The organism is Spirosoma oryzicola (genome assembly GCF_021233055.1).
Classification (GTDB): Bacteria; Bacteroidota; Bacteroidia; order Cytophagales; family Spirosomataceae; genus Spirosoma; species Spirosoma oryzicola.
Map to the genome: position 1 here is coordinate 3,415,497 of NZ_CP089538.1, position 20,545 is coordinate 3,436,041.

A 20,545-nucleotide genomic window follows, 5' to 3' on the forward strand; every position below is an offset into this window, starting at 1 on the left:
ACCAGATGCTTGCCTAAAAGCCAATCTTACCCTTCCGGCTGTTTCGATCCTGACCAGCGGCCCATTCGCGCATTTCGGCCAGCTCCCGCTCGAAACCGCCCGACAGGATTGGGAAGCGTAACCATGAGCGTGGATCGAGGTTATGATCGTCCAGGTGGAACGACGGTGCGTAGCGTTCGCGCTTCCACTGATTGCGGCTCCAGAGCCGGAAAAATCGTTCAACCCAAACCAGCAATAGTTCACGATCATGCTGTCCGGCGTAGCGAACTTCGATCATCTTCAATACGTCAACCGGTGGTTTCTTGTCGCGGATGGCGGCTTCTTCGATGGAGTTCAGCACGTCATAAGGCATCAGGTCCTGCTCGTCGGTCTGTTTCTTGTCCAGCGGGCGCAGTTCGGCGGTTGGTTGTAGGTTGTTTACCGCGTGTAATCCCTGCACTTTGATTAGCTGGTCAGAGGCAGAATCGTTGGTCGAAGAGCCTGTTCTATCAGCGGGGGTCCAGTCGTTTTTGACGTTTAGTCCTACCGTTTCGAGCCAGCGTAGCCAGCCCCGCAGAAAATGCTTGTCGATACCCGTGATCGGGCTGATGCTACCGGCGGTATCACCATCCATCGTGGCATACCCAACGGCGGCCTCGGAACGGTTCGACGTACTGAGCAGCAACGCGTTATTCAGGTTTGCCAGCATCCAGATACTTGGGGCACGTACCCGCGCCTGAATATTTTGCAGAGCTATATCGTCGGTATCCCACGACAGTTTGCGGCCGAGCTGTTCTTCAATCAGGCCCCGGTAGGTATCGACCAGACCGTTGATGTTGATATTCATGAACGTGGCCCCAATGTCATCAGCGAGTTCTTTGGCGGAGTTGAACGTGTCATCCGACGAATTTTCGGTTCCCTGATACATCACTGTCAGCAGCTTCCCGATGATCTCTTCCGACGTGGTGCAGTCCTGAATGGCTTTGATGTAGCCCAGTTTTTTCTTCACACCGTCAATACCAATGTTTTCAACCGCCATCCGAATCATCAGAAATACGGTTGCGGCAATCGCGGATGAATCCGCACCGCCACTGAGGGACAATACGTAGCCCTGCGAACGGCTTTTGCGCAGATAATCGAACAGACCAAGGGCTACGGCGCGCGCGAACTCTTCTTCTTTCAAATAACCGCCCCGCTCCCACGCTTCGAGTTCGGCCCGCTGAACAACCGGCGTCACTTCCGGCCAGTCGAACCGGTCCGTAACCCGCAGGTTCGGAAAAGCAAGGGCAATGTTGGCCCGATTCTGAGCCTGGTTTAATCGCGTTACGTCAATATCGATTACTGCCGGTACGATCAGAAAATCTTCGTAGCTCAAGCGAGCGCCCGACACCAGTAGTTCGCCGTTTGAAGCAACCATCGCATCACCGTCGTAAATAACCCGGCCTGCTTCGTTGCCCAGCATGTTGCTGTAGATATAACTCACCCCGAACGAACGCGATGCGTCAACCACAAACCGTTCGCGAACCTGCGATTTCAGGAAAGCAAAGTGGCTGGCGGTTGGGTTCAGAATAATATCGATACCCCGCTCGTAGAGGTTTCGGCCGGGCCGACTAGCGACCCAAGCGTCTTCGCAAATTTCAAAACCAATCCGAACCCCCGACAAGTCGTAGACAACATCACCGAACGGATACGTAAAATCACCGATCTTAATCTCGTCACGGACAAAAGGCGGCCAAGGCTGAAACCAGCGCGTTTCGTAATGTAACCCATTGTTAGCCATGTACTGTTTGGCCGTAAAGCCAAGAATACGTCGGTTGGCAATCAGACAAGCGACATCGAACGTACGGTTGTTATGGCGAAGGGGTAGGCCCACGGCTACCACAATGTCGTTGGTATGCTCGACAATCTCCAATAAAGACGCAATGGATTGGTCGATGGTATTTTGGGCATAAAACGCGTCTTCGCATCCGTACCCCGAAATACAAAGCTCCGTCAGACACAGCAGACTGACATTCTGCCTTTTGGCTTCCTCAATCGCGTTGATTATATTCTGTTTATTGTGCTCCCACGCTAGTGGTGTCTGATTCAGCACCCCGGCTGCTACTTTTAAGAGTTTCATCGATAAGGGAATGATTAAGCGAATGACAGGGCGACTTGAGCGACGGTTGAATCACAGCACAACGTAATCGCTACTCACCAGTAACTACTCGTTTACAAGAATAACAAACGAGACGCAAAAATAGATTTGTCCGAGGGTAAACTAAAAATCGCCGTAATCGACCTGAACGCAGGTTAAGCCCAGGGTTTGTCGCCACATGTCCACTACCTGTTGGCGGTCATCCACAACCAGTTCGACGCAATATCGACCGACAATATGCCGTTCAAACAGCTCCCGTTTTAGGTAAGAATCTTTGCGATTGTCTTTTACGGGCCGCATAAATAATTCGTAATCGGCCTCCGACCAGCCCAGATACCAGTTGATCCAGGCTACGGTTTCGGGACGACAAACCGCATCCCGACCCGAAAAGAACACGATGGCATACCCGGCAGCCTGTAATGCCTGAACAAAACGAATAACAGGCCACTTGGGGGTATCGATACCCACCCGATGCCAGTCAAAGGGCGACCGGTTTCCGCGTATGGCTATCGTCCCGTCGATGTCAACAATGACGCAACGCGGTAAGGCCTCGTCCTGCACCCGATGGGCCACCGTACTCCGGGTCAGCACTTCGGGTTGAAACGAAAATTTACTTTTTAGCCGATTGAGCCGTTCGGCCTGCTGTCGAATGACTTCCTCTCCTACGGTATCGGTTCGATTCTGGTCGCGCTGGATGCATTCCTCCAGGGGCGTTTCGATTAATTTATACTGGATTTTCACCTCCGCAAAGCGACGCGTGAGCATTCGGCGGTAATCGTTGAGGTAGCTTAGTTTCAGGTTCGTATTGTCGATTAATACGTGCCATCCCCGCGCCAATCCTTCCAGAATAGCCGTTTGCTGCAAGTCATTGACGAGCGTTTCGATGCGATTTATTTCCTGTTCAGGCCAGGTTTTCCAGTACTCCGCCAACGAAACGGGTAGCAAACCGCGCCGGAGATCGTCCCGATTGACCCGTAGCCAGTTTGGATGTTCCGCACAGAATTGTCGGGCAAAGGTCGATTTTCCACTACCACTCAGCCCGATTAAAATAAGAACGTGTTTCATGCTTCGCCGTTTACGCGTTGCCCAGCCCTTCATTCGCTGCCTCTGGACACAAAAATTCAGCACCCGGTAGCATGCTGAACCCGTTCAGAAACCGTTAGTTTTCGTTCTATCAGAATTCGGGTACGGCCACCAGCTTTTCTGTTTGCCCATACCGCCGTTTGAAGTAAATAAACGACGCAATGACCAGCACCACATAAAAAGCCGCCATGATGTATGCTCCAGCCATAAAAAACTCCCGATAACTAATGTTAGCATGACCAAAGTTCTTGTACAGCAGTACCCCGACACTGCCCAGATACCCGTACCAGTCGGCTAACGTCACAATGAAACCGACGGTGCTGACATAGCGAAACGAAGCGATCAGCCGTTCGAAATACAGCCCGTTGCAAGGTACGTAGGCCATGTACAAACCCAAACCCGTCAGCAGAAACCAGTTTCCGGGCGATAACACACCGATTGAGTAAGCGTAAGTGCTTAGACCAACCAGCGCACCGCCCGTCAGCATCAAGCCGTTGAGCAAGGTAAACGCCTTGAAATTGTCCGTTACGCGCTGAAGCAACCCCATCACGATCAGAATACCAACCGCTACCAGCGTTTCGGTTTTAGCGAAAATCGATGGATTGGATACACCCGCGTCTTTAAGGATTTCGGGACCGAAATTGTCGCGAAAATCGCGAAAGGCAGATAAGAGTACGTACGAAGCAATGAGCAATATCAACCCCAGCCTGAAATTACCCACAAACAACTGTCGTTCGGCGGCATCCATAGGCCTGCGTTCCGTACGCAGAGCACGGTCTTCGTCCGTAGGTGGCGGCAGCAGCGTTAGCGCATAAATGGAGATGAGCATCGGCAGGACAAACAACGAACCAGTCACGAACGGTAACCAGAATTCTGACACGCCCCAATCCGCCTTGATGGTTAACGCAACCGTTTTGACAAAACCCGACGCGAAGATGAACGAAGCGGTCAGACCCGCGACGAGCGCATCGGTTTGCCGACGCCCTTCCAGAAAGCCCAGCATCGTACCGTAGACCATGCCCAGCGGCAAGCCATTGAGGAACAGGAAAACAATATTCCACGGAGCCGGTACAAGAGCAAAGCCCAGCAGCGCCAATAACGCTACGACAACGAACAGCAGAATGTTGGTTGCCCGGCGGCCCGGCGACATTTCTGAAACAACCTTTACACCGATTCCCTTCGATACAGCATAACCAAATACCTGCGCCGTCACCAGCCAAATTTTGTAGCTCACCCCGGCAAAAACCATCCCTTCGAACGTAACGGCGGTGATGCCCCGGCGGAACGCATACATACAGGCATAGGTACAAAAAGCGGCTGTTGCCCCGAAAACAACGAAGGCAGTGGGATTACGAAGAAAACGCATTATGTGTCAAATTTGGCACTGGTTGCGACCAGCTACGAAAGGTTACTGCCAGTAAACTACAAACTTCTGCTGACAAACGCATAAACTCGCTGATCGGTCACCGCTTAGGTGACGGACGATACGACCCATGTCCAGTGCTTCCATCAGCTGATAGCCTGCATTGTGTGGGTTCTCGAAAATGCTTTGTGAACGGGGAAACGCTCCTGTCGACTGGCTGTAACGCGTGATCTACCCAGCAATTAGTTTTTGTCCCATAGCCAGATAGTAGTCGGCACCGGGCGTTGCCAGGCCGGGTATTTTGGCCTGCTCGTCCCAGGAGCGCAATTGCAGTATGCCTTTGAAATACGGATTCGCTTCAAATGCCAGCGCTTCAGCTTCCGACATCGGTCCACCCTGAAACGTGAGTGTTTTCAGACTGGCCTCCGATAAACGGGCAAAGTACTTTGGATTTCGGAAAACGAGGTACCGCTTGGCATTGACGTGGTTCTTGATCAACTGAGCCACTTTTTCGGAATACCCAAGCTGCCGCAAATAGTCCGCCCCAAGCCGCTCGTGATCGATGGTCCCGTAACCATCCATATACCCTTGAGCCGCGTCGCCTTCGGTCAGCTCAGGGGGTAAGAGATGACCAATATCATGCAAAAAAGCCGCTACAATGGTTTCCTCATCGGCCCCAGCCTGCTCGGCCAGTTGAGCGCATTGAAGCGCATGTTCAAGTTGCGTTACGGGCTCACCGAAATAAGCGTCATTTCCGCTCTGGGTGAAAAGGCTGGCGATGATTTCCATTGTAGCGACTTAGGGGTTGAGGGCTGGTTGGGAATAGATGAAACGCTTTTTGATTAGCTGTAATGCAGATAGGTTCGCTCAACGCTCCCGTCGTCGTAGAGGTCAATCAAGGCATAGCCGGCTTTCGTCTGTTGGTAAACGTCGCTTTTCCACCAATTCCCACAGACAGCACCATTGCACAGATACGTAACCCCATTGTAATCAACGCGATCCAGCAAATGCATGTGACCGCTCAGTGCCGTTTTTACGTTAGGATACTGGTAAAATAGCTTTAATAATTCCGGCGTATTCGACAAAACCAGCGCTCCCGGAATGGTCCAGTCACCGTTCTTAACGTTTTGTTCGCTGAAAAATGCAGTAGGACTAAAAATCGGAATATGCGACAGAACCAGCACGGGCGTCTTGGTATCCGTTTTTGCCAGATCCCCTTTCAGCCACTCCAGTTGCTCAGGGTCGATAAAGCCCGTATACCATTTCCCGTCCGGGGTTGGTTGCACGCTATCGAGAATAATAAAATGCCAGCCATTGCGGTCAAAGCTACGGTATCGACCACCAATCCGCATCAAATCGACAGCCCACTTCTTCCCGTACATCGGATCATTTTTCGCTTGTTCGAATCCCCAAACGTCATGGTTACCGATGCAATATTCGATAGGCAATGTGTTATTGGCTTTGACAACGGTATGCCAGGCATCCCACTGTTTCTGAACAGCGGACTGGTCCTGTTTGAGCGCATCCATAATCACATCGCCCCCGTGCAAAATAAAAGCGGGTTTGTCGGCCTGACTTTGCACGTGCTGCAAGCACTTTGCTACCGACTCCATTGGTTTGGCTTCGGGCGTTATGTGCGTATCGCCAACGTACGCAAACCGAACCGAACGCTTGCGGGCAACGGTGTTCGAATCAGGCGTTGGCGATAAAGCAGGCAGAAAAGGAAGTAACGAGGCTGATTTGAGTACGTTTCTACGGTTCATGAGAGTATTCAGGTCTAAAAAGTACGGCAAGATACGTATGGTTTGGCAGAACAGTCTACTCAGGCACCGGACGATTAGCAATACGTCTCCAACCAGCAAGCGTTGTTTTACTACCTGCTGGTTGAAGAACTACGCTTACTTCAATAGCCACATCTGGGCGTTAATATCGTCATTACCACCGTATTGACTGGCAATGGCGGCCGTATTATTGGCGGTATTGTACGAACGCTCGGTCGCCGGATACTGCCAGCGCAGTGGAATCCGCTGACTGTTTCCCGTACCGGGGCCGACCAGGAAGGTAGGCACGCCCGTCCGGCGCTGGTTGTAGAATGCTTCCAGACCCGAGTTCTGGGCGAAAGCCAGGTACTTCTGCGTCAGAATCTGATTCAGGCCCGTCGAACTGCCCGCATACTTCACTGCCGACTGTGCGTAATAATCGGCGAAGCTGACATTGACTGTGTAGGTATTGAAGTTGCGATACCCACCGTCGGCCGAGAAATAAACGGTGTTGGCACCGTCGGTGATCCCGTAGAACGCCCACGACGCTTTGATACCATTCTGGTAGTACGTCTCGGCATTACCTGATACCCAGCCCCGATTGATTGCTTCGGCGATGTTGAACTGTAATTCGGGGTAGCCAATAATACTATATGGCTCGGCCGTGTAGGTGCTGTAGTAGTGCTTGCGGTTGATGAACGAGTACACGCCCTGCGTTGCGTTCGAGGCCATCGTCGCCAGATCTTCTCCCGATGATGCGCCCACGAATGCCGCGAAGTCGGTCGGTTTCACACCGGCAGTAACTTTGGCCGTAGCGGGTTCGGCCACGACAAACGTACGGGGATCTTTCAGGCTCGTCAGCGTACCGAGGTACGTGGCCGCCATGTTCTCGCGGGTTGCGTTTCCGCCGAAGTTGTCCGGGTTGCGGTTGTACTTGTTGAACTGACTGTTGTAAACGTATTGCAGGTTATCGTTTGACGAGGTCATGACCGGATATTTAGTCGGGTTGCCGAGTACCTCCGCAAAACGAGATTTCACGTTCAGGTCCGTATCCGACTCTTTGCGGCTCAGGTTCACCAGTACGCGCAGCTTGTAGGTATTCACCGCTTTCTGCCACTTGCTCAAGCTATTACCGAAGTAAATATCGCCCGACAGGTTGTTATCGTTTTTGGCAATCAACGACGTCAGATCAGCGTTGGCACCGTCGAGCCAGTTCAGAATCTGGACGTATATTTCTTTCTGCGTGTTATAGTTCGGTGTCTGATTGTTGAGGCCCTGCAAGGCTTCGGTCATCGGAATGTCGCCGACGCGCCGGGTCATATTTTCGAAAAAGTAGGCCCGGAAGAACTTGCCCAGTGCCGAATACGCATTGACATCGGGCAGCCCTGCTTTTTTGGCTTCTTCTTCCATCTTCACCACGTTTTTCAGCGTTGTGTAGTTCAGGCCCGTCGTCGTCCAAGCGTAGTCATTGGTCGCGTAGTAGTTGTAATTACTAGCGTAGAATTGATTGTAGCGTTGGGCTGAATTCCACGCTCCACTGTTATCCGAGCTACCAGCAGTACTACCCGTACTGCCGCCAGAACCAACAAAGTACATATCGTTAACGACGCCGTTGAATACCAGCGATGCAGGAGCACTTGTTGGCCGGTTGGGGTCTTGTTCGAGCTGATCGAACGGTTTTTCGCAGCTTGCTAGCGTGAGTACCGCCAGCACGGGGATAATGTATTTCTTCAGGGACATTTCAGTTTGTAGTTTGTGGATTTACCCTCCCCCAACTCCTCCCGCGACGACGGCCACCGTGGCACGGACCGCCCAAAACGGGAGAGGTCGGAGGTATGAGGGTGCCCCGTTTAGAATGTCAGATTCAGGTTGATACCGTACCGACGGGTGGTCGGCGTTTGCAGGCTGGAGATACCGCCCGTCAGGAACTGATCGAGATCGATGTCTTTGTATTGCGCGAAGTAAAGCAGGTTACGGCCGACCAGCGATACACTTGCCTGCCGGACACCGAAGCGACTAAGCGCTTTCGTCGGCAGCGTGTAGCCGATGATGACCTCGCGGAGCTTGACGAAGCTTCGGTCCATCAGGAACGATTCAGCCTGACCGTACAACCGTGCGACATAGTCCTGTGCGAACGTCGCGGTAGTATTGGGACCGTATTTCAGTTCACCATAGTTCAGCACGTTACCGTTGACATCGTAATTTAGCGAACCACTCGCCAGCACGACGCCACTGCCCACGTACGATTTCACGCCCTGTACATCGTTGACCCGAGCGGTACCCAATGCGCCCTGTACCGTTTCGATGTTACGACCACCCTGGAAGGTTTTCTGCCGAACATAGTCGCCGATCACGCCACCTACACGTCCGTCGAACTGGAAGCTGAACGTCAGGTTTTTGTAGCTGAAGCGGTTGTTGATTCCCCAGACAAACTTAGGATTCACGTAGCCCAGAAACTGCGCCGTTGGGTTCGCGATGGGGCGGCCACCCGCATCATTGATATACTGTCCGTCAGGGGTGCGTACGAAAGCCCCGGCGTAGAAACCATCCGTACGGTCGCCAACGTTGATAAAGCGGTTACCACTACTACTACCAACAAAGTAACTGGATGACAGCGTGTTGATACCACCGTCAGGATATACTTCTTTCAGGCGTTCGGTGAAAGTCGAGTAGTTGGCAACCACGTCCCAGTTGAAGCCGTTGGTCGAGCGAATGGCCTTACCCGTCAGCGAGATTTCGCCACCTTTCTTCTGCGTCATGATTCCATTGACCAACCGACCGTTATAGCCCGTTGCTTCCGATGAAGGTAGTACGAAGATCCGGGGCCCGTCGTTGCTGACGTAGTAAGCAGCGTCCAGCGCAAGCCGGTTGTTCAGGAACCGGATGTCCAGCCCAACCTCCGTTTGGGAAGTCGAGTTGGGTATCAGATTCGGGTTGTTCAACGTGTTGGTATAATACGCACTAGGTTTATTGTTATACGATAGTGGTAATGAGTATACCGCTGAGTTCTGGTAGGTCGGTCCGCCATATGATGACAAATAGTTATCGCCGTAGCCGATGAGGAACGACGCCCCCGGTGTAGACCCAATAGTGGGGGCCGTTAACGCGTCTTTTACGTTGGCGTAACTGGCCCGTACTTTCAAGAACGAAATACCCAAGCTGGCTGGCAGTTTCACATAGTCCGACACCACCGTACTTAGCGCAACCGACGGATAGAAGTAAGTATTATTTTGCTTCGGCAGGGTTGAGAGTTTATCAAGACGGTTGGTCGTTGTCAGCGTTACATAATCGCGGAAGGTAAAGTCAACTGAGTAGTAGGCCGACAGTACGCGCATGTCGGCTGTGAAGTTGTTGGCAATCACCGGATTCGATGAGTTGGCGAAGTTATACACGCCCGGTACGTTGAGGTAATTGGTGCTTGCGTAGTCGGAGTTGTAATTCAGAATACGGGCTTCGCCACCAGCCAATGCATTGACCGTCAGATCGCGCGATACCGTCTTGTTGTATTGCAGCAGTACCTGATTAATGTTGTCGAACAGGTTCCGGCGGTCTTCGCGGTAGTCGCCCCGTCCTTCCTCCCGACCATAGGTCGTTGCCGAATAGGGTAGTTTTTCCGTCCGCAGCAGGTTGTATGTCGTCAGCTGCGTTTTGGCCGTCAGTTGCAGGTTGTTGGCAATCTGGTATTTCAGCGAGGTATAGCCGTACAGGTTGTTGTTGTAATGCCCACGCAGCCAGTATTTCGCCAAGAACCAAGGGTTATTGTAGCGCTGATATTCTGCATAGATCTGTTGCGAACCTTCTTTACCCGGCTGCCAGATCTGCTTCATATCGTCGATATTCCAGTCGGCACCACCCCAGGCAACTACGTTATAAATCAGCGAGTTCGGACCGTAGTTTACATCGGGGAAGTTGGGTGTAAACTGACGATTGTAGTTCATGCTAGCATCAAACCGCAACTTTGGCGAAAAATTGTATCCACCCGTCAGGTTGAAGTTGACGACGTTCAGCTTCGTATTCGGTACCAGACCGCGCTGGTAGTTATACGAGGTTGAAAAACGCATGTCATATTTTTCGCCCTGTGCCCCAACGGAAATGTTGTTGTTCGACAGAATACCGGTCTGGATAAACCGGCGCAGGTTGTCTTTACCACGGGGCAGGAACGGCGTTGGCTGCCGGTCGCTGGTAAACGTAGCTCCGTTGGGGAATTTCGTCGTGAACGACTGCCCCGGAATCACAGGACTGTCATATTGCGGAATCTGTTGGCCGTTCAGGGTTGGTCCCCAGATATCGTAGTCACCATCGTTGAGCCCGTTTCCTTTGCCATCCCCGAAGTCATACACGCCGTGGTCGCCGGGACCGTATTCATCCTGCACTTTCGGTATGGCGAGGAAGCCCTGATCGAACATCTGACTTGTGTTGACTTCGACCGAGAAACCGCGCTTGTCTTTCGTACCGCGCTTGGTCGTAATCAGGATGGCCCCGTTTTTACCCCGGAAGCCGTACAGCGCCGACGCCGATGCCCCTTTCAGGACCGTATACGTGTCAATATCGTCGGCGCTGATGTTCCAGGTATCCGACGTGATGGGGATACCATCGACAACGAACAGAACGTCGGTGTTGCCGCGCAATGAAATATTGGGACGCCCCAGCAGTTCAGCCGAACTACCAATGGTCAGACCAGCTACTTTGCCCGTCAGCGAGTTGATTGGGTTTGGCTCACGCGCTTTGAGTAGCTGGTTACCATCGACCGTCTGAATGGCGACGCCCGTCTGCCGAACATCTTTCTTGATGCCAAGCGCCGTTACAACAACTTCGTTAAGGTTGGCGGTACCGGCTTTCAGCGCGATGTTGACGACCGATCGATTGCCGATAGCCACGCGCTGATTGTCGTAGCCGATAAACGAAAACGTCAGCGTGGCACTCGTAGGATTGCTCACGTTCAGGCTGTACGTACCGTCTTCGCGGGATGTCGTGCCGACGGTACTACCCTGTACCAGAATGGAAACGCCCGGCAACGGCTGCTGATCTTCGGCGGAAGTCACGCGACCGGTAATGGTTTGTGCCAACGCTGGTAAAGCGGATAGCAGACTAATCAAAAACGCCAACGGCACCAGGCGTGGCAGTGGCGTCAAAAATCGTAGAGGAGACTTCATACAGTTTGTAGGTTAGTACTACGTACGTGATTTCCTACAAAAGTAAGTTGGCCATATTACCTCAATATTGACTGATTGTCAACGCTTTGTAAACACAGAAGTAATTATTTTACGCAAGCATAACACGCGTCTGTCCGTTTGTTTCGGGTTATTCTTAAACAATTTCCCTTTTAACTGCCTTCTGTGCTATTTTGACTAATAAAGTGACTAATCAGTAAGAAATTAGCGGTAAACCCTTCATCTTTATGACCCCTTACAAGATGCCTGATTACTCTCCGTTTTTCACTAAAGCAATCTGTTTTTTATCCAGTCTGCTCGTGTTCGCTTTTCTATCCGGTACGTTCGGCACGCAATCGCTTAAGGTTTGATACAAACAGTCTGCCCGTAACTGGAACGAGGCACTGACAGTCGGCAATGGTCGTCTGGGAGCCATGGTATTCGGCAAGGTAGACGAAGAATTCCATCAACTCAACGAAAGCACGCTCTGGTCGGACGGCCCGATTAACCCGAATCCAAAGGCAAAAAACTACCTGCTTCAGGCGCGCGAAGCCTTATTAGAGGAAAACTATGCGTTAGCGCCAACGCTCACCAATAAGAGTCAGGACCGCTATTCGGAATTGTATGAATCCCTGAGGGATCTGCTCATTCGGCAGTCGTTCGGTGGCAAGCCCACGAATTATAACCGCGATTTAAACATCTGATGGGCTTAGACTCAAACCGGCCAGCGATGCCAATTCAATCCGCTTTTTCAAGAACCTAGCATGCAAATTGTCCAGTCGGCAACAAACCCAAGTCTATGATTTTATGACCCAGGCAGGACGAAATTATACGTTAGTCAGCCAGTAGCGGTCACCATTCGGATTATCGACAAAAAAGCAGCAGATTGCCGGGAATTTCCGTTTCCGGCAATCTATTTAATGTTGGAAACGGGTACAATAACAACCCAGTCCATCCAATGAAACGTACACTTTTACGCGTCGCGTTCGGCCTTTTATTGAGTCTCCCGACCCTCGCGCAGCAACATTCCGAGCAGAATCACGACAAGTACGTCTGGCCTAAAGACGAACAGGTCAAGCAGAAACTAAACAACTGGCAGGATATTAAATTTGGTCTGCTTATGCACTGGGGTACGTATAGCCAGTGGGGCGTTGTTGAATCCTGGTCGCTCTGCCCCGAAGACGAAGGCTGGTGCGAACGTAAAGGCCCGTACTCAGCCAACTGGTACGACTATAAAAAAGCCTACGAAAACCTGCAGACGACGTTTAACCCGACTAAGTTCAACCCCGAACGTTGGGCGAATGCGGCCAAACAGGCGGGCATGAAATACATGATCTTCACGACTAAGCACCACGACGGCTTTTGCATGTTCGACACCAAGCAGACCGACTACAAAATCACTGACAAGAAATCGCCTTTTTCGTCGAACCCGCGCAGCAACGTAACAAAGGAAGTGCTGGGCGCTTTTCGGCAGCAGGGGTTCATGGTAGGTACCTATTTTTCCAAACCCGACTGGCATACCGAACATTACTGGTGGCCTTATTTCCCGCCTAAAGATCGCAATGTCAGCTACGATCCAAAGAAATACCCGGAGAACTGGAAGAAATTCAGCGACTTCACGTATAACCAGATCGAGGAACTGATGACCGGCTACGGCAAAGTAGACATCCTGTGGCTCGACGGCGGCTGGGTTCGTCCCGCCAGTACGATTGACTCGACTGTTAGCTGGCAACGAACCATTCCCTACAGTCAGGACATCAACATGGCCCGCATCGCGGGTATGGCTCGGCAGCATCAGCCGGGCTTACTCGTCGTTGACCGTACGGTGTCGGGCGAATTTGAAAACTATGTTACCCCCGAACAGCAAATTCCCGATCACTACATGCCGATTCCCTGGGAAACGTGCATGACCATGGGGGCCAGTTGGTCGTATATTCCCAAAGAAAATTTCAAGTCGGCCCGTAAGCTTATTCAGACGCTGGTCGATGTGGTAGCCAAAAATGGTAACCTACTACTCAACGTAGCCCCCGGCCCCGATGGCGAGTGGCACGAAGAAGCCTATCAGCGGTTGCAGGAAATCGGCAAATGGATCACCGTTAACGGCGAGTCAGTCTACGGTACCAAACCGTTGGCCCCGTATCGGCAAGGCCAGTGGGCTTTCACCGCAAACGGACCGAGCAGCTACGCATCCTACTTCGCGGGCGAATCGGAAAAACAGCTTCCGGCCACCGTATCTCTGCCGATGCCTAACGCATCACCGAAGGCAAAGGTTACTGTTTTGGGTTCATCGCAATCACTCAAAACAGTCAAGACAAAAGATGGATTGACCATCACCGTTCCGGATAAATTACGGCAGCAGCTACCCAACCAGCCGGTTTGGGTGTTTAAGATAACCAGTTAACAAAAAGGGCCAGTCGCGCGACTGGCCCTTTTTGCATCGTTTATTTCTGACGTAAACTTTACTCCCAACCCCTGGGGACTTGTAAATTACCAGATATACAGAACAATTCAACTTCATAATTTGACATTTTCCAGAATTTAAACGTTTGTTTAAAAAAACTATTCAATTCATTTGGGCGTTAAGAAGGAAGCAAATACTTTTGAACGTCCAATGAAAAAAAACATGAATTGTTCCCCTTTTAAATCAACCGAAGAAAAGATCCGGGAAGCGGCCAAGCAGGTCTTTCTGGAGAAGGGGTTCGATGGCGCCACATCACGGGACATTGCCGACAAGGCAGGCATCAACATAGCCTTAACGAATTACTATTTTCGTAGTAAGGAGAAGCTGTTCGTGAGTATTTTCGAAGAAATGTTTCAGCTGTTTTTCAACGGAACGGTCGAAATCATGAATAAGCAAATCAGCCTTCGCGAAAAGATTTCGGAGTTGATCGAACACGACTTTCAACTGCTTAAGAAGAACCCTAGCCTGTCTATTTTTATCATGAACGAAGTCCATCGCAATCCAGAGCGTATGGCAACCAGCATCGGGCTCATGAAACAAATTCAGCATTCTCTTTTTGAGGAACAGCTCAAGCAAGAGATTGCGCGTGGCAATGCCCGGCCAATCAGTTCGATGCATTTGATGCCTTTGATCTTCTGTAATATTCAGTTCATTTTTATTGGCAAGGCCATGCAGATGAAGATGTGGCAGATGAGCGAAGCTGATTTTGACGAGTTTACGAACACACACAAACAGCTAGTCATTGACATGATTACAACCTATTTGTTTGAATTCGAGAAGGTTTAAATTTTTTTATCCATGTTTTAAACAAATATTTAAAAATATTGCTTAGTTAAGTCATTTAAAACAAACGTTTCTTACCAGCCATGCAGACCATTCGATGGTACCTCTCCGCGCTTTTTGCGTTGGGCGGTACGTTAGCCAGCGCTCAGAGTTATTCGCTCGAGCAACTCATCAATAAAGCGTTGACAAACAATTACAGCGTTCAAACCGCCCGACTTGACGAAGTAAAAACCGAAGCGCAGATTGCCGAAGTCAAAGCGAACGCTCGCCCTCAGGTTAGCCTCGCCGGTGATTATCGGCGGTACCTCAAAATTCCAGGTCAGGTAATTCCAGCGTCAGCCTTTGGTGGCCCCGAAGGCGCATACACGGCGGTGGCATTTGGGCTACCGTATAACTTATCGACGACGGTGCAGGCAACCCAGCAATTGTTTAATCAATCGTTGCTGATTGCCACAAAAGCCGCTAAAGCCAGCCGCGATCTGTCGGCGTTACAAACGCAGAAAACCAAAGAAGATGTCGCCTATAATGTGTCGGCCACGTACTACAACCTGCAAACAACGGCGCAACAGATCGCTTTCCTGCGCACTAACCTGGCTTCGACCGAACGGCTGATTCGCATCACCGATTTACGGCGGCAAAATCAACTCGTACAGGGCATTGATGTCGATCGATTGCAAGTCAGCAAGCTATCCTCCCAAACCCAGATCGAATCCTTACAATCGACCTACATTCAATTACTGAACAACCTGAAGTACCTGACCGGAACGCCACAAACCGATTCGCTATCCGTGGCAACAGCGATTGAAGAAACGATTCCGGTAGCCCCCAGCAACGAATACACCATCAACCGGACGGATTTACAGTTGATCGATCAGCAGAAGATTATCAACAGCTTACAGCAGCAAAACATCAAAGCCGGTTTTACTCCAACGGTTTCGGCTTACGGCGTAGCGAACAGTTCCGTCTATGCCATCGGTGGCGACAACTCATACATTAAAAACTTACCCGGCTACTGGGTTGGTTTACAGCTGAACTGGAGCGTATTCGACGGCTTGGCACGTAAGGCACGATTAAGCCAGAGCCGCATCGACACCCAAAAGCTGGACGTGCAGAACCGTCAGATTCGGGAGTCGATTTCGATGGACATTGCCAATGCACGCAACAAATTTCTGGTCGAGCAAACGAATCTGTCAACCAATCGCGGACAAGTTGCACTGGCCGAAAAAGTGTACACACAAACGCAACTCCAATTTAAAGAAGGGACAGTTGACATTACGGAGGTCGTTCAGGCTGAAACCGCCCTCCGGGACGCTCAAAATAATTACCTGACCACGCTGGTCAATCTACGCACCGCCGAACTCGACTGGAAAAGAGCAACCGGCAGCCTAATCAACCGATAATTCAACCTCATTCATACAATCTGTAATCGTTAGCGAAATCATGAAACGAATCGTTGTCTTGCTTGCTTTAGTCAGCACCTTAGGCTTAACAGCCTGGACACTACTCAACAACAAAAAAGAAGTCGAAGAAAAAGTCTACAAGCCGAATCCAGATCAGAAAGTCGGCGTGCGGACGGCCACCGCTACACTACGCAACTTAGCGCAGGAGAATGCATTTCTGGGTTCGTTTATACCCAACCGTCAGGTCGAAATCCGGCCTCAGGCGGGCGGTCAGATCAACCAACTACCTATCCAAGAAGGCCAACAGGTCGGAGCGGGTCGGCTGATTGCCAAGCTGGACGACGAGCAACTTCGCTACCAGATCGAAGGGCTGCAAGTAACGCTCGAAGGCTATCAGAACGACCTGAAGCGTTACGAAAATCTGGTGAAAGGGGATGCTACACCGGCGGTTAACATCGAGCGCACCCAACTCAGCATCCGCTCGACCCAGGCGCAGATCAAACAGCTCCAGAAGCAGATTGCCAACGCCACCATCACTGCGCCTTTTGCCGGTATCGTAACCGAGAAAATGGTAGAAAAAGGCTCGGTAGTCTCCCCTGGTTCGCCCATCGCCAAGATCACGGATATTTCGTCGCTGAAACTCGTGGTCGATGTTCCCGAAAAAGCCATCAATCAGTTTCACGTTGGTCAGACTCTTTCCGTGTCAACCGAAGTATACCCGGATGCTCAATTTGCGGGACGCGTCACGCTGATTGCCGCCGAAGGGGATGCGGCTCACAATTATCCGGTTGAAATTACGGTTCATAATGCTGGTAAAAATCAGTTGCGGGCAGGCATGTACGGTTCTATTGCCAACACGAACAAGCTAAAAGGACAAATGCTGGCTATCCCACGGCAGGCTATCATTGGCTCGGAGAAGCAGCCACAGGTCTATGTTGTCGAGAACGGAAAAGCGGTACTGAAGTCGGTCAAGATCGGCGCTACCACGAACGACTATTACGAAATCACCAATGGACTGGAACCGGGCGTTCAAGTGGTTACAAGTGGACAGGTCAACTTGCAAAACGGAACGCCGGTCACAGCACAATAGAGCTTTCTAAAAATGCGTAACGATTGGTCGATCCACCGATGCAGTTTTCCTCGCGTTAGCCAGACCTTCCGGTAGGGATACGCAACTGCGCCGACCAGTTTTACAGATACTCTAACGAATCTATACCATGAATTTTGTCGAAACCATCATAAAACGCCCCTCCTTCATTATCGTGTTATTCGCGATACTGACAATCGGAGGTCTGTTTTCGTACCGCCTGCTGAGCTATGAATTGCTACCGGAATTTTCCACGCCGGTCATTACCATCACGACGGCGTATCCGGGCGCGGCTCCATCGGAGGTTGAAACGGAAGTAAGCCGAAAAATTGAAGACGCGGTATCGGGCCTGGATAACCTCGATGATGTAAAGTCCAATTCGTTCGAAAACGCGTCAGTTCTGGTCGTGCAGTTTAAACCAGGAACCGACATTGATCTGGCTTTGCAGGATGCGCAACGGGAGATTGACAAGATGGTGAGCGATTTGCCCGATGATGCGGAGCAACCCTCCCTCTCAAAAATATCGCCCAGCGACCAGCCCATCATGCAGTTGCTGGCCACCTCAACGTTGCCCAACGAAGTCTTTTATCAACAGGTTGACGACAAATACCTGCCTGTTCTCCAGCAGATTAAAGGCGTAGCCGACATTACAATGGTCGGGGGCGACAAGCGGGAAATCCGTATTAACGTCGATGATGATAAGCTTAACTACTACGGGTTATCCCTGCTTCAGGTAACGCAGGCCATCAATCAGGCCAACCTCGATTTCCCAACCGGCAAAGTGAAGAGCACCACCGAAAACATGACGCTGCGGCTGGCTGGAAAATTCACATCGCTGGACGACATTCGCAAATTGGTAATCGTAACACCTCCGCAGGGCAGCCCGATTCGGGTAAGCGACGTAGCAAACGTAACCGACGGACTAACCGAAGCCAGCAGCATCAGCCGTTACAACGGTCGGGACGGAATTGGTCTGTTCATCAAAAAACAATCCGACGCGAACGCAGTCGAAATCAGCCGGTTGGTACAGGAGAAGTTAACACAGATCGAGAAAGACAACGTAAAAGACAAGGTCAAGTTTGCGATCGCCTACGACAGCAGTGTGTTCACACTCGCATCCGTAGAAGCGGTAACGCACGATTTATTTTTGGCCGTTGGCTTGGTGGCGGTCGTTATGCTTCTCTTCCTGCATAGTTTTCGGAATGCCTTCATTGTCATGGTGTCGGTACCGGCCTCGCTGATTTCCGCCTTCCTGTTTATGTACGTGATGGGCTACTCGCTCAACCTGATGACGCTGCTGGCACTCTCGCTCGTAATCGGTATTCTGGTCGACGACTCGATTGTGGTGCTCGAAAACATCCAACGACACCTCGAAATGGGCAAAAACCGCTGGCGTGCCACCCTGGATGGCGTCAGCGAAATTGGCTTCGCGGCCGTAGCCATTACCCTGGTAATCGTGGTTGTTTTCGTACCGATCACGCTTGTCAACTCGGTCATCGCCGATTTGCTCCGTCAATTCTCCTTGACAGTTGCTTTCGCCACGATGGTTAGCCTTGTGGTCAGTTTCACCCTGACGCCCTGGCTTACGTCGATGCTCGCCAAGTTGGAACACCTAAACCCCAAAAATCCATTCCAGGCCTTTCTGCTTTGGTTTGAAAAAGGCTTGACGGCGCTAACCAGCGGATATCACAGCAGCCTGGCTTGGGTACTGAGTCATAAGCTGGCGTTTACGGGTATTCTGATTGCCATTTTTGTCTTCACCGGCTGGGTAATGAGTTTGGAAATTATTGGCTCGGAGTTTGTCGCTCAGGGCGATCAGGGAAAATTCCTATTGACAATGAAACTCGACAAGAGTGCCTCGTTGCAGCAAAATAACCTGACTGCCCGAAGCATTGAAAATTACCTGCGCAGGAAACCCGAAGTACAGACCATCTTTGCCAACGTGGGTGGAGCGAGTACCGGGATGAACAGCACCGGGCAAGGCGAGACAAATCGAACCGAGTTGACCATACAGCTGGCCGACGCTGCCGAACGACCTGGTCATGTCTTAACCGAACAGTACATGATCGACGTTCGGAAAGAACTGACGCAGCATTTTCCGGCTATCGAATTCAACTCATCGGTGGTGGGTATTGTCAACTCAGGAACGGCTCCAATCGAAATTTTTCTCAGTGGCGACGATGTCAATCAAAATCTCGCAGCCGCTCAGGAACTGGCCAATCGAATCAGTAGAACGCCCGGCGCCAACGATGTCAATGTATCGGTAGAGTCGGGAAATCCCGAAGTCCGGGTCGATATCGACCGGGAGAAAATGGCCAAACTGGGTCTGAACATCCAGACCGTGGGCGGCACGCTGCAAAACGCCTTCGCCGGTAACGACGATTCGAAGTTCCGGGATGGTGGCGAAGATTACGAAATCCGGGTCATGCTGGATGCCTTCGACCGCAAGGACCCCAACGACGTAAAGAATATCAACTTCTTCAGTCCCTCGGCCAATCGGGCGGTGCGACTAGGCGAATTTGCCAACGTAACCCTTAGCAATGGACCGTCGCTGCTAGAGCGCAAAAACCGGCGTTCATCGGTAACGGTAACGGCCAATACACTCGGTACGGGTTCGGGTACCTTAACCGCCGTGATTCAGGCTGATCTGGCTAAAAACCCATTACCGGCTGGCGTAACCGTGAGTTGGGGTGGCGATGCCAAGAACCAGAGTGAAGGATTCGGATCACTAGGAATCGCCATGCTGGCCGGTCTGATGCTGGTGTATTTCATCATGGTGTTGCTCTACGATAGTTTTGTTTATCCGTTTGTGGTGCTGTTTTCGGTGCCAGTGGCCGTAATCGGTGCCCTTCTGGCACTCGCCTTAACGTCGTCAAACATCGGCATTTTCGCCATGCTGGGTATGTTAATGCTGATTGGTCTGGTGGTCAAGAACGCCATTCTTATCGTCGATTTTGCCAACCAGCAAAAAGCGCAGGGCGTACCGTTTCGACAAGCGATTCTAACGGCGGGTGAAGAACGTTTACGGCCCATTCTGATGACCACCATTGCCATGGTAATCGGTATGGTTCCCATTGCGACGGCAAGTGGTGCGGGTGCCGAATGGAAAAACTCGCTGGCCTGGGTGCTGATCGGTGGGCTAAGCAGTTCGATGGTGCTAACCATCTATCTGGTACCGATGATGTATTACCTGGTCGATCGGCTCCAAGAATGGTTCCAAAACCGTTTCCGTAAAGCGAAGCGAACCGAAGCACTGGCCGAAGCAACTGCGTAATACACCCTTGCATACGGTGTCGGCAGAAAACCATCATGTGTTTTTTGCCGACACCGTATCCTTTCCCG

13 protein-coding genes are annotated in these 20,545 nt (G+C 51.2%); 6 read left to right on the forward strand and 7 right to left on the reverse strand.

Translation table 11 applies throughout. The features are described 5' to 3' along the window. Window positions 1-13: 13 nt before the first annotated feature. From nadE to LQ777_RS14540, 7 genes are all read right to left on the reverse strand, one after another. Window positions 14-2,098, reverse strand: a complete 2,085-nt coding sequence (nadE, locus tag LQ777_RS14510; protein ID WP_232558647.1) for an NAD(+) synthase — start codon at window positions 2,096-2,098, stop codon at window positions 14-16. Window positions 2,099-2,239: 141 nt separating this feature from the next. After that, the gene (locus LQ777_RS14515) at window positions 2,240-3,181 is read right to left on the reverse strand and encodes a phosphatase domain-containing protein (protein WP_232558648.1); all 942 of its coding nucleotides are present in this window, start codon (window positions 3,179-3,181) and stop codon (window positions 2,240-2,242) included. A 109-nt stretch (window positions 3,182-3,290) separates the two neighbouring features. Further along, the gene (locus LQ777_RS14520) at window positions 3,291-4,565 is read right to left on the reverse strand and encodes a DUF5690 family protein (protein ID WP_232558649.1); all 1,275 of its coding nucleotides are present in this window, start codon (window positions 4,563-4,565) and stop codon (window positions 3,291-3,293) included. A gap of 228 nt (window positions 4,566-4,793) precedes the next feature. Continuing rightward, entirely contained in the window at window positions 4,794-5,351 is a 558-nt protein-coding gene (locus LQ777_RS14525) for an HD domain-containing protein (protein WP_232558650.1), read from the reverse strand. A 53-nt stretch (window positions 5,352-5,404) separates the two neighbouring features. After that, entirely contained in the window at window positions 5,405-6,325 is a 921-nt protein-coding gene (locus tag LQ777_RS14530; protein WP_232558651.1) for a metallophosphoesterase family protein, read from the reverse strand. A 135-nt stretch (window positions 6,326-6,460) separates the two neighbouring features. Beyond that, a complete protein-coding gene (locus LQ777_RS14535; protein WP_232558652.1) occupies window positions 6,461-8,062 on the reverse strand; it encodes a SusD/RagB family nutrient-binding outer membrane lipoprotein in 1,602 nt (533 codons plus the stop codon). A 110-nt stretch (window positions 8,063-8,172) separates the two neighbouring features. Next, window positions 8,173-11,475: a SusC/RagA family TonB-linked outer membrane protein gene (locus tag LQ777_RS14540; protein ID WP_232558653.1), complete on the reverse strand. Its 3,303-nt coding sequence runs from the start codon at window positions 11,473-11,475 to the stop codon at window positions 8,173-8,175. Window positions 11,476-11,897: 422 nt separating this feature from the next. On the opposite strand from LQ777_RS14540, the gene LQ777_RS14545 reads away from it, so the two are divergent. From LQ777_RS14545 to LQ777_RS14570, 6 genes are all read left to right on the forward strand, one after another. Next, window positions 11,898-12,176, forward strand: coding sequence for a glycoside hydrolase N-terminal domain-containing protein (locus LQ777_RS14545; RefSeq protein WP_341871377.1), 279 nt, complete (start codon window positions 11,898-11,900; stop codon window positions 12,174-12,176). A gap of 254 nt (window positions 12,177-12,430) precedes the next feature. Continuing rightward, complete coding sequence (locus tag LQ777_RS14550; protein WP_232558655.1) at window positions 12,431-13,873, forward strand: alpha-L-fucosidase; 1,443 nt, start codon at window positions 12,431-12,433, stop codon at window positions 13,871-13,873. A 222-nt stretch (window positions 13,874-14,095) separates the two neighbouring features. Next, window positions 14,096-14,719, forward strand: coding sequence for a TetR/AcrR family transcriptional regulator (locus LQ777_RS14555; protein ID WP_232558656.1), 624 nt, complete (start codon window positions 14,096-14,098; stop codon window positions 14,717-14,719). Between the two features lie 80 nt (window positions 14,720-14,799). Beyond that, window positions 14,800-16,116 (forward strand): TolC family protein, encoded by a 1,317-nt coding sequence (locus LQ777_RS14560; RefSeq protein ID WP_232558657.1) that lies wholly within the window; start codon window positions 14,800-14,802, stop codon window positions 16,114-16,116. 40 nt (window positions 16,117-16,156) lie between these two features. Next, a complete protein-coding gene (locus LQ777_RS14565; protein ID WP_232558658.1) occupies window positions 16,157-17,206 on the forward strand; it encodes an efflux RND transporter periplasmic adaptor subunit in 1,050 nt (349 codons plus the stop codon). Window positions 17,207-17,333: 127 nt separating this feature from the next. After that, entirely contained in the window at window positions 17,334-20,477 is a 3,144-nt protein-coding gene (locus LQ777_RS14570) for an efflux RND transporter permease subunit (RefSeq protein WP_232558659.1), read from the forward strand. Window positions 20,478-20,545: the final 68 nt, after the last annotated feature.

Bases quoted from the DNA above. Each gene is read 5' to 3' on its own strand.
- nadE (WP_232558647.1), bottom strand. From the start codon at position 2,098: ATGAAACTCTTAAAAGTAGCAGCCGGGGTGCTGAATCAGACACCACTA.
- LQ777_RS14515 (WP_232558648.1), bottom strand. From the start codon at position 3,181: ATGAAACACGTTCTTATTTTAATCGGGCTGAGTGGTAGTGGAAAATCG.
- LQ777_RS14520 (WP_232558649.1), bottom strand. From the start codon at position 4,565: ATGCGTTTTCTTCGTAATCCCACTGCCTTCGTTGTTTTCGGGGCAACA.
- LQ777_RS14525 (WP_232558650.1), bottom strand. From the start codon at position 5,351: ATGGAAATCATCGCCAGCCTTTTCACCCAGAGCGGAAATGACGCTTAT.
- LQ777_RS14530 (WP_232558651.1), bottom strand. From the start codon at position 6,325: ATGAACCGTAGAAACGTACTCAAATCAGCCTCGTTACTTCCTTTTCTG.
- LQ777_RS14535 (WP_232558652.1), bottom strand. From the start codon at position 8,062: ATGTCCCTGAAGAAATACATTATCCCCGTGCTGGCGGTACTCACGCTA.
- LQ777_RS14540 (WP_232558653.1), bottom strand. From the start codon at position 11,475: ATGAAGTCTCCTCTACGATTTTTGACGCCACTGCCACGCCTGGTGCCG.
- LQ777_RS14550 (WP_232558655.1), top strand. From the start codon at position 12,431: ATGAAACGTACACTTTTACGCGTCGCGTTCGGCCTTTTATTGAGTCTC.
- LQ777_RS14555 (WP_232558656.1), top strand. From the start codon at position 14,096: ATGAATTGTTCCCCTTTTAAATCAACCGAAGAAAAGATCCGGGAAGCG.
- LQ777_RS14560 (WP_232558657.1), top strand. From the start codon at position 14,800: ATGCAGACCATTCGATGGTACCTCTCCGCGCTTTTTGCGTTGGGCGGT.
- LQ777_RS14565 (WP_232558658.1), top strand. From the start codon at position 16,157: ATGAAACGAATCGTTGTCTTGCTTGCTTTAGTCAGCACCTTAGGCTTA.
- LQ777_RS14570 (WP_232558659.1), top strand. From the start codon at position 17,334: ATGAATTTTGTCGAAACCATCATAAAACGCCCCTCCTTCATTATCGTG.